General features: G+C 70.7%; 12 protein-coding genes and 1 pseudogene. 7 read left to right on the forward strand and 6 right to left on the reverse strand.

Annotation, left to right across the window (positions count from 1 at the left end; all coding sequences use genetic code 11):
• Positions 1–662: pseudogene (locus K6I34_RS24975) on the forward strand (carbohydrate-binding protein); the annotation flags it as partial.
• 156 nt (positions 663–818) lie between these two features.
• On the opposite strand, the gene K6I34_RS24980 reads toward K6I34_RS24975, so the two are convergent.
• The 4 genes from K6I34_RS24980 to K6I34_RS24995 are packed head-to-tail and all read right to left on the reverse strand — an operon-like array spanning position 819 to position 2,696.
• The gene (locus tag K6I34_RS24980; RefSeq protein ID WP_229328630.1) at positions 819–1,019 is read right to left on the reverse strand and encodes a DUF397 domain-containing protein; all 201 of its coding nucleotides are present in this window, start codon (positions 1,017–1,019) and stop codon (positions 819–821) included.
• 37 nt (positions 1,020–1,056) lie between these two features.
• Complete coding sequence (locus K6I34_RS24985; RefSeq protein WP_229328632.1) at positions 1,057–1,650, reverse strand: XRE family transcriptional regulator; 594 nt, start codon at positions 1,648–1,650, stop codon at positions 1,057–1,059.
• Between the two features lie 34 nt (positions 1,651–1,684).
• Positions 1,685–1,948 (reverse strand): DUF397 domain-containing protein, encoded by a 264-nt coding sequence (locus K6I34_RS24990; RefSeq protein ID WP_308294054.1) that lies wholly within the window; start codon positions 1,946–1,948, stop codon positions 1,685–1,687.
• The gene (locus K6I34_RS24995) at positions 1,860–2,696 is read right to left on the reverse strand and encodes a helix-turn-helix transcriptional regulator (protein WP_229328636.1); all 837 of its coding nucleotides are present in this window, start codon (positions 2,694–2,696) and stop codon (positions 1,860–1,862) included. The genes K6I34_RS24990 and K6I34_RS24995 overlap by 89 nt, the downstream gene beginning before the upstream one ends.
• A gap of 215 nt (positions 2,697–2,911) precedes the next feature.
• Here K6I34_RS24995 and K6I34_RS25000 point away from each other — a divergent pair, with 215 nt between their 5' ends.
• From K6I34_RS25000 to K6I34_RS25010, 3 genes are all read left to right on the forward strand, one after another.
• Positions 2,912–3,103 carry a hypothetical protein gene (locus tag K6I34_RS25000; protein WP_229328638.1) on the forward strand — a complete coding sequence of 64 codons (192 nt, stop codon included), beginning with the start codon at positions 2,912–2,914 and terminating at the stop codon, positions 3,101–3,103.
• 306 nt (positions 3,104–3,409) lie between these two features.
• Positions 3,410–4,480: a questin oxidase family protein gene (locus K6I34_RS25005; protein WP_229328640.1), complete on the forward strand. Its 1,071-nt coding sequence runs from the start codon at positions 3,410–3,412 to the stop codon at positions 4,478–4,480.
• A 242-nt stretch (positions 4,481–4,722) separates the two neighbouring features.
• Positions 4,723–5,301, forward strand: a complete 579-nt coding sequence (locus K6I34_RS25010) for a 50S ribosomal protein L25/general stress protein Ctc (protein ID WP_229328642.1) — start codon at positions 4,723–4,725, stop codon at positions 5,299–5,301.
• A gap of 124 nt (positions 5,302–5,425) precedes the next feature.
• Here the strand turns inward: K6I34_RS25010 and K6I34_RS38405 are convergent, their stop codons facing one another.
• Together K6I34_RS38405 and K6I34_RS25020 are read right to left on the reverse strand one after the other, a co-directional pair.
• Positions 5,426–6,292, reverse strand: coding sequence for a trans-aconitate 2-methyltransferase (locus K6I34_RS38405; RefSeq protein WP_275127146.1), 867 nt, complete (start codon positions 6,290–6,292; stop codon positions 5,426–5,428).
• Positions 6,289–7,209, reverse strand: coding sequence for an NAD(P)/FAD-dependent oxidoreductase (locus tag K6I34_RS25020; protein WP_229328644.1), 921 nt, complete (start codon positions 7,207–7,209; stop codon positions 6,289–6,291). The genes K6I34_RS38405 and K6I34_RS25020 overlap by 4 nt, the downstream gene beginning before the upstream one ends.
• Before the next feature lie 88 nt (positions 7,210–7,297).
• Between K6I34_RS25020 and K6I34_RS25025 the strand changes: the two genes are divergently transcribed.
• The 3 genes from K6I34_RS25025 (at position 7,298) to K6I34_RS38410 (ending at position 8,408) form a co-directional block, all read left to right on the forward strand.
• Positions 7,298–7,867: a helix-turn-helix domain-containing protein gene (locus K6I34_RS25025; RefSeq protein WP_229328646.1), complete on the forward strand. Its 570-nt coding sequence runs from the start codon at positions 7,298–7,300 to the stop codon at positions 7,865–7,867.
• 194 nt (positions 7,868–8,061) lie between these two features.
• Positions 8,062–8,262: a hypothetical protein gene (locus tag K6I34_RS25030; RefSeq protein ID WP_229328649.1), complete on the forward strand. Its 201-nt coding sequence runs from the start codon at positions 8,062–8,064 to the stop codon at positions 8,260–8,262.
• Between the two features lie 17 nt (positions 8,263–8,279).
• On the forward strand, positions 8,280–8,408 hold the full coding sequence (locus tag K6I34_RS38410) for a hypothetical protein (protein WP_275127147.1): 129 nt from the start codon (positions 8,280–8,282) through the stop codon (positions 8,406–8,408).
• The last annotated feature ends 380 nt before the right edge of the window (positions 8,409–8,788 follow it).

Consider the following 8,788-nt stretch of genomic DNA (forward strand, 5'->3'; position numbering starts at 1 on the left):
CCTCCCAGGGCCACGGCGGCGGCCAGCGGCCGAAGCGGCGCGGTCTGCTGATCGCAGCGATAGCCGTCGTGGTGGTCGTCGCGGGCGGAATCGGCGCCGCGATGATCGCCAACAACGGCGACAGCAAGGTGGACGACAAGCTCAGCGCGGGCGGCGGTGACGACAAGCCGAAGCCGCAGCAGAGCGGGAAGACCAAGGAGCCGTCGCCGGACCCGTCCCCGAGCAACGCCTCGGCGGCGAGCCAGCTCAGCCGCGACGCGGCCACTCTCCAACTCATCGGCGGCGCGAGCACCGAGACGAAGGTCGCGGGGGCGAAGTCCCGCGGCGGCGTGTACGTGAAGGGCCTGGAACAGCAAGGCGCGGGAGTGGACTGGGCCATCCAGGTCCCGGACGGCGGCGACTACCGCCTCTACCTCTCGTACGGTGTGCCCGGCAAGGACGCGAACCTGGCCGTGACCGTCAACGACCAGCGGAATACGCTGCCGATAAAGATGGACAACCACGGCAATACGAATCCGGGTGAGTGGTCCAGCAACTGGATGAAGACCTGGACTCTGGTGAAGCTGAATCCGGGCAACAATCACATCAAGATTTCCTGCGAGGCGGGCAACCAGTGCGACGGCCACCTCGACCAGGTGTGGCTGACGCCAGGAGGAGCGTAAGGACACGGCCCCCGCTTCGGCGGGGGCTCTTTGCTTGTGTCCTGCGAGCGCCCAGCGAGGCGGCCCGGCCCGGCATCCCGGCGGGGCCATGCCCACTGCGCGCCCCACCGCCCCGAACCAGTTCCGGGCGCGACACCCGCGCCCATGCTCGGGGCGTCAGGCGATTATCCCGGTTACGAAGTCCGCCCAGGCTGGGACCTGGATGCTCAGGGCGGGGCCGGTGGGGGTCTTGGAGTCCCGTATGGGGATGGCGGAGGCGATGCCGGTGACCGCTTCGACGCAACTGCCGCCGCCCGAGCCATCGCCGCCGTTGCTGTAACTGCTCTTGCGCCATGCCGTTTCACTGTTCGTTCGCATAATCCTTCACCACCGATTCGATCAGAGACGCGGATAATCAGCGGCCGGCCGAAACCGGTACGGGCGCGCCCCGCCCCCACAGTTCCTCTGCGTGTTCGGCGAATCGGGAGAACATGCCTCCGTCGCCCTGGCGGCGCAGGTGCAGCAGCGGGGAATCGTGTCCGACGAGTCGGGCCAGGTGGGGAGTCACCAGGAGTTGGTCGTCGAAGCGGAAGACGGAGAGGGAGACGTGGTTGACCGCGTCCTCGGAGGCGGAGAAGCGGGCTTCCACGCCCTGCTCCGCGCCCAGTTTCCGCAAGTGCTCCAGGGTGATCCTGACGCGCGTGGAGACGGTGAGCTCGACGTCTTCGAGCTGCTCGCGCTGGTGGGTGACGTCCACGTCGGGGTCGCCCAGGAGGAATCGCACCCGGCACCCCTGCTCGGCCTTGCGGCGTAGCGTGCCGACGAAGTCGGGCTGATCGAGCCAGAGGAAGTAGTTCGTGTAGCCGGCGAAGAACAGGTCCTGGGACGAGCCTCCGATGAGCTCTCCCCACACGCTGGACGGGCACGCCGACCGGAACGGATAACTGTGGACCAGCTCCCTGTCCGTACCGGTCTTGATGCGGTCTTTCACGGATTTCGGCCACAGCATCTCTTCGTCAACTCCCGTGTCGGCGACGGTGATGTCAGGTGGCGATCCCGGCTGTGAAGTCCGCCCAGGCTTCGGTCGGAACGCCCAGGGCAGGCCCGGCGGGGGTCTTGGAGTCCCGTATGGGGATGGCGACCCCGGATATGCGGTCCGTGACTTCGACGCAGCTGCCACCCGGGCCATCGCTGTAGGAGCTCTTCCGCCATGCGCACTCAGCATTCATGTGCGTATTCCTCCGCCACTGATTGGACGAGCGCCAAAGACGCGTCAGGGGACAGCGCGGCAGCTCGGACGCGATCATAGGCTCGCTCGATACCTGTCACGCGTTCCGGGGTGTCCACCAGGCATCCCGAATGAGCACCCTCGCTGTACGCCACCGGCGGGGCGTCCTCGAAGGTCATCAAGGTGACCATGGCAGCCAGCGCTGGGGCACCCGCCTCGTACGGCAGGACCTGCAAGGTGATCCGGCGCTTGCGCGCGAGTGCGGCCGCGTGCAGCAGTTGCTCACTCATGCACGCGGCGCCACCGACCTTGCACCTGATGACGTTCTCGTGGAGAACCACCCACAACAGCGGCTTTGTTGGATCCTCAAGAATGCGCTGCCGCTCCAGTCGAGCCCTCACTCGGGCCTCGACCTCATCGTCCGACAGATGAGGAACACTTGCCAGGACGACGGCCCGCGCGTACGCGGCGGTCTGAAGCAGGCCCGGCATGAACACTGGCGCGTACTCACGAATCGTGTCCGCAAGCCCCTCCAGGTACGCGGCCTCCGCGAAGTAGTGCTGATACGGCGAGCTGTCGATCAGCTCCCTGCACATCCGCTCGAAGAACCCGTCCGTCTTCAGCACCGCGTCGATCCGTTGTGCGAGATCCAGCTGCGGCTTCCGGATGGCCGCTTCCAGCTGGCCGATGTACGAGCCCGAGCAGAAGACCTGGTGACCCAGGCGCTCCTGGGTGTAGCCGGCCACCTCGCGGCGCCGCTTCAGTTCGGTGCCGAAGAATTCCCAGCCAACCTTGGACTGCCCCAGCGCGCTTCGAACATTGGCCATGACTTAACTCCCTTGCCCAACACTGCCGTTGTAAACGGGTCACCCCTTCCGAGGCTAGTCCCGTACCGCGACGCTGTGGACGCAGTCCGTAAGCGACGCCACGAAAGGGAACTCATGACCGACACGCCACAGCAGCCCGCGCCGGAGGAGCGCGACGCCGCTCTTCGCGACAAGGTCCGCGAAGTCAACAAGCGCAGCACCACCGGGAGCCACATGTGATCGCACTCGCCCATGCCTCCGTCGGGCCGTACACGATCGTCAAGGGGGACGCCCGGAGCTGTCGTACCTGCCGGTGGCTGAACGGGGTCCGGGAGCGGGCCTGGGCCCGGGGTGACAGCGCCGCCGTCGCCGCCTGCGACGAGCACGCCGCGCGGCACTTCCACGAGACGCACCGGGTGGGCCCGTGAACGTGAACACGCACACCTGGTGCCTTCTCTGTGCGCGGCTCACGCTCGCTCGCGCCTCCGCGCTCCGTTTCGGGGAGTTCGACCGCGTGGAAGCGCTCACCGCGGAGTTGCGGAGCCATCAGGGGCGCCCGTCGCCCGCAGGAACTGCGCCGCTACCTCCGCTATCGCCCCCATCACCCATGTGAAGCCGTGCAATGGCCCCCGCTTCGGCGGGGGCCAGTCCTCCCGCCCGACCCGGTCCCGTCCTCCGGGCGTAAGTCCATTGGCCGTTACCCGGGCAGCCGCTCCCTGCCTAGCGTGGCTTTCATGAGCGATACAACGACCGCCGCGTCGGCGGATTCCACACTCGACGAAGCACTGGACCGGCTGCACCGCAGCGGACCCGAGCGGCTGGGCTGGCTTTCCAATCACGCGCCCATGGCCGTGGAGGCACTCGTCCGGCACGGGCACGCGCCCGTCGTGCACGGCTGGATCGACGGTTACCGGCACAAACTCGAGGACATACCGTCCGGCACCGGAATCCGGCTGGGCGAGGGGAATTGGCGCGACGCGTTAGGGGATCCGCGCCATCTCGGCGACTGGATCACCTATTTCACCGGCCAGGTGGGCGGGCGCCCCTGGCGGGATGTGCTGGCGGTGTGGTGGCCGCGGCTGCTGCCCGGGATTCTGGCGGGTGCCGCGCACCCGGCGATCCGCGTGGGCCACGCCGTACGGGCCCTCCTCGCGGACGAGGGCAACACCGCGCGCCACGCGGAGCTGGGGCACGCCCTCGGCTACTGGGCGGCACGTCATCTGCCCCTGGCCCCGGCCGTCGTGCCCTCCGGCACCGCCCGCGCCGCCGAGGCCCTGGCCGCCGTACCGGCCGTGCCCGACCAGCGGGGCGGGATCCTCGACCGCGTCGCCCAGCTCCCGGCCACGCCGGACTGGACCGCCGCGTCGGGTCTCCTGCGGGCGCCGTCCGGCCCCGACGAGGCCCGCGACCTGCTGGCGGAGCTGGTCGCGGAGGCCACGTGCCGCTACGCGGACCACGCCCACGGCGACGCGATCATGCTCGTCCACGCGGCCACCGCCCCCAACGCCGTCCTGCGCACCCTCCCGGCACTCCCCCGCGACCTGTGGGTTCCCAGCTACGCCGCCGCCTGGCAGGCCGCCGCGGTGGTCACGGCCGCCTACACCCCGGCCTCCCCGCTCGCTTCCGTCTCCCCTCCACCGCCCACACCCGAGGAAGCCTTCGAACGGGCCGCGGCGCACGGCAACGAACACGTCATCAAACTCGCCGACACCGCACTGGACGTCATCGCCGCCGCCCCCGACCGGACCGACCGGGCCCTGGCCGCCGTGGGCCGCGCCTGCGAGCTGATCGATACGGAGGATTGAGCGGAGGAATCATTCGGCGGCGCTCTCCGCCGACCGGCTCGCATTTCCCCGTATCGATGTCCGCAAAGCCCTTGCCGGTTAGGCTGATCTGGTTGCCCGGCGAGGGAAGCCGTACCGCTGACGCGGGGTGCGGCGCATCCGTCATCGACGTGCGCTCTTCGTAGCAGTTCGTGGAGTTCCGCCGTGCGCCGGGCGAACGGTCGGCCAGCAGATCCCACGAGTCGATACGAGGAGTGCGAACAATGGCTGAAGTGAAACTCACCGCCGAGCCGCGCAGCGACTTCGGCAAGGGCGCCGCGCGCCGGATACGCCGGGAGAACAAGGTCCCCGCCGTCATCTACGGGCACGGCGCCGAGCCCAAACACGTAGCCGTCGACGGGCACGCGCTGATGATGGCGCTGAAGACCCCGAACGCCCTGATCAGGCTGGACGTCGGCGGCAGGTCCGAACTCGTCATCCCCAAAGCCGTGCAGCGCGAGCCCATCCGCCGATTCCTGGTCCACGTGGACTTCCTCGCCGTGAAGAAGGGCGAGAAGGTCACCGTCGAGCTGCCCATCCACACCGAGGGCGACCTGGCCCCGGGCGGCAATCTCCTGGAGCACCTGCTCAACACCCTGCCCGTCGAGGCCGAGGCCACCCACATCCCCGAGGCGGTCACGGTCTCCGTCGCCGGCCTGGACGCGGGCCACACCGTCCACGCCAAGGACATCGCGCTCCCCGCCGGCGTGACGCTGGCGGTCGACGGGGACGCGGCCGTACTCCAGGTCGTCGCGGCCCAGGCGGAGACCCCGACGGAGGACGAGGAGACGACGGAAGCGTAACTCCACTTCCCCGCGCCCCGAAAGGGGCGCGGGGAACTGCGCGACCAGCCACAACGCACCCGCAGCCGCATACGGACCGCAAGAGGCACCCCAGTAGGCGCACGCCAAACGACTCACAGCACCCCTACGCCCGCACCCCAAAGTGCACCGTCTTCGCCGTCAGCAGGAACAAGTCCGTACGCCGGTCCACGCCCGCCGGGTCGGACGGATCGAGCAGGCGGTCCAGCGTCTCGCCGTCCTCCGTGGACAGGCCGTCGAGAAGGCCCCGCTGCCGCTCCAGCACCGCCCGCACGCTGCGCCGCGGGCCCTCGCCCAGCGGCGCGCGGTGTTCCACGAGGAACGTACGGCTGCGGACCTCCGACAGCCCCGCCGCACGCAGCATCTCCGGCCAGTCCTCGACCACCGCCACCGAGCCGGGGAGTTCCACGCGCATGCGGTCGAAGCGGGCCGCCATCGCCGCGTCCAGGCGCTCCTGGAGGCCGGGGCGGCCGAAGCCGAGGTCGCGCGGGAGGAAGCGGGCCGGGAGGCCGCCCTCGACGATGGCCAGGACGCCACCGGGGTTCAGCAGCCGTGCGAGGCGGTCCAGCGCGTCCTGCTGGTCGCCGACGTGGTGCACGACCTGCGCCGACCACACCAGGTCCGCGGGTTCGAGACCGGCCAGCCCGTCCGGGAACTCCGCCGCCCGCGTCCGCAGCCGTACGCCGAGCCGCGCGGCCCGCGCCTCCGCCCGGGCGAGCAGCTCGGGGCTGCCGTCCACGGCGGTGACCTCCGCCTCCGGGAAGGTCTCCGCGAGGCGGCAGGCGGCGACGCCGGGCCCGCTGCCGATGTCGAGGACGCGCCCCGGCCGGAGGTCCTTCAGCTCGTCGAGCGCCTGGCGTACGTACGGGCTGTGCGTCTCGCCCTCCAGCTCCAGCAGATCGGCCATCGCGGCCCAGTCGAAGTCGAAGTCTCCGTCATGGCCGTGGCCGTGACCGTGCTTGTGGGCGCTCATCGCGCGTACTCCTTCACGTCTTCCTCGATCAGATCCATGTTCACGGCGAGCGCCGCCTTCGCCCCGGCCGCGGCGGCGGCCACCACATGGGCGCCGTACTCCGCGACGTTGCCGACCGCCCACACCCCGGGCGCGCTGGTCAGCCCGGACGCGTCGACGCGCACCCGGCCGCCGTTCCCGTCGCGCTCGCAGCCCAGGCCGGTGAGGAGCGCGTCATTCGGTACGGGCCTGGTGGCCACGAACAGCGCGGCGCACGGTACGACGGTGCCGTCGGCGAGCCGTACGCCCCGCAGCGCGTCGTCCTCGACGGCCAGGCCGACGGGCTCGCCCTCGACGATCCGTACGCCACGGGCCGCGAGCCGGGCGCGGTCCTCGGCGGACAGGCTGCCGCCGACGAGGGACACGTCCTCGGACCACTGCCGTACGAGCAGCGCCTGGTGCACGGAACCGGGCAGTCCGCCGAAGACGGCGAACGGCCGGTCGCGGACCTCCCAGGCGTGGCAGTACGGGCAGTGCAGGACGTCGCGCGCCCAGCGTTCCCGCAGGCCGGGCACGTCGGGGAGCTCGTCGCGCAGCCCGGTGGCCACGACCACGCGGCGGGCGCGCACGGTGGTGCCGTCGGCGAGCCGGGCCGCGTAGCCGTCGCCGTAGCCGTCGCCCTCACGGGTCAGCGCGCGCACCTCGCCCCGTACGACCCGGCCGCCGTACCGCTCGACTTCCGCGCGCCCGGTGGCGAGCAGTTCGGCGGGCGGCATGCCGTCGCGCGAGAGGAAGCCGTGCATCTCGCGCGCGGGCGCGTTCCGCGGCTTCCCCGAGTCGATCACGAGCACGCGGCGGCGGGCCCTGGCGAGGACGAGCGCGGCGTTCAGCCCGCCCGCACCGCCTCCGATGATCACGACGTCTTCCCTGGTGGACATGGTGGACATGGTGAACACCTCCTGGCGCCGAGAGTCCGCCCGGGCCGGCCCGTTTGACAAACCTTGTTGCCGTTTCTGCAATAAAGGGATGGAGGACGTACTGGCCGCCGTCGGCCCGCGGCTCAAGAGCATCCGGCAGCGCCGGAAGTGCACCCTCGCCGCGCTGTCGAAGACCACCGGGATCTCGGTCAGCACGCTGTCCCGGCTGGAGTCCGGGCAGCGCAAGCCGAGCCTGGAGCTGCTGCTGCCGATCGCGCACGCCCACCAGGTGCCCTTGGACGAGCTGGTCGGCGCGCCTCCGGTGGGCGACCCGCGCGTACGGCTGAAACCGGTCAGGCACGGCGACGACTCCACGATCGTGCCGCTCACCCAGCAGCCCGGCGGCGTCCAGGCGTTCAAGATGGTCATGGGCCCGGCCCGCAGCACCCCGGAGCCGCGCACGCACGAGGGCTACGAGTGGCTGTACGTCCTGAGCGGCCGCCTCCGTCTGGTTCTCGCCGAGCACGACGTGGTGCTGAAGGAGGGCGAGGTGGCGGAGTTCGACACGCGCCTGCCGCACTGGTTCGGCAGCACGGGGGACGCCCCGGTGGAGATCCTCAGCCTGTTCGGGCCCCAGGGCGAACGCATGCATGTCCGCGCACGGCCGCCCCGGCGGTGAGGGCCGCGGCCCCCGAAGAGCGGTGGTGCGCACCGGCGGATCCCGCGAACAGTAGCGCCGCCCCTCCGCATCGGCACACAGGTTCAGCCCCCCGTGAGGACGTAACCCGCACCTCAGCGGCGGAGTTGGGCAACAACGGGGCGGGTAGGGAGTTACCCGAGGAGGGGATCCCGTGGAGACAGGACACACGCACCATGGACGACGGCGCTTCGCTCGAACGCATCCTCGCCGCTGCGATCGGCGACCGGGGGCAGGCATACGAGCGCTGCCCGCACTGCCGGCGACTGCTGAGGGTCGTCGTCGCGGCGGAGAGCCCGGGCGACGCCACCTCGCCGGTGGTCGTCCGCGGTTTCTGCCCCCGCTGCGCCACCGAGCCGGGCGTCGTCGGGCCTTGAGGCCCTCGACGCGCTTGATGCCCTTGGCGCCGCCGGTGCCCCTGACGCCGCTGGCGCTGGCGTGCCCCAACTGCCAGAACATGATGCAGCAGATGGGCAACGGCGTGTACAAGTGCTGGAACTGCGGCTATACGAGTACGGGCTGACCAGGACGGGCTTCTGCCCGTCGTCCGTTTCGGGGCTTCGCCCCGGGCACCGCGCCTGCCGGGCGCCTCGTAGGCCCGGTTCGCGACTGCGGGTCGTCCGCCGCCGAGTCGCCTACGAGCTCGGTTCACCAGGTTGTCCGGCGACTGCCGGTCCGTTGTGGCTGGTCGCGCAGTTCCCCGCGCCCCTTACGGGGCTGCGACTCACCTACCCCACTCCCCCGGGTGGGGTTTTCCTATGTCCCGGCGCGGTTCTTCCTTTGCCGCCGCATTACCGCCCCATTCGGGCGCTCGCCATTCACTGTCGGTGCACGGAAGAACACCCTCGATTCACCCCCGATTGACGGGTGCATCCGCCACCCACCCGGCCCCCGCCACAATCC

Source organism: Streptomyces sp. UNOC14_S4 (assembly GCF_020740835.1).
Taxonomy (GTDB): Bacteria; Actinomycetota; Actinomycetes; order Streptomycetales; family Streptomycetaceae; genus Streptomyces.